Source organism: Undibacterium hunanense, from assembly GCF_014284335.1.
Taxonomy (GTDB): Bacteria; Pseudomonadota; Gammaproteobacteria; order Burkholderiales; family Burkholderiaceae_D; genus Undibacterium; species Undibacterium hunanense.
Map to the genome: position 1 here is coordinate 1 of NZ_JACOGF010000062.1, position 363 is coordinate 363.

Genomic DNA, 363 nt, shown 5'->3' on the forward strand with positions numbered 1-363 from the left:
TACCTGCTGCGGAGGCGATACGGGAGATGTTGACGGCTTTGAGGCCGGTGGCATCTTGCAGATCGAGACCGGTGACTGCCAGGTTGGCACCCGCAGAAGATGATCCTGTGAAGGAGGCATTCAGCGTCTGGATGTTGGTCAGTTTTGGGGTGATGAGGGTGCCACCGTTGTCGTTGGCATTGCCCAGTGTGGCTGTCAGTGTGTTGGAGACGCCTGTACCTGTCAGTTGGTCTTCGTCTTGCAGGCTGTTGATACGGGCATTGCCGCCTGGTGTGTAGACTTGTGGGGCGGTGAATGTTTCGCCGGAAACAATGTCTGTACCGTTGGTCAGGACGATTTGGGAGCCTGGGCTATTGGAGACGA

At 56.7% G+C, this 363-nt stretch carries 1 pseudogene; it reads right to left on the bottom strand.

Going from position 1 to position 363, the window contains the following annotated elements:
- A pseudogene (locus H8L32_RS27325) lies at positions 1-363 on the bottom strand (hypothetical protein); the annotation flags it as partial.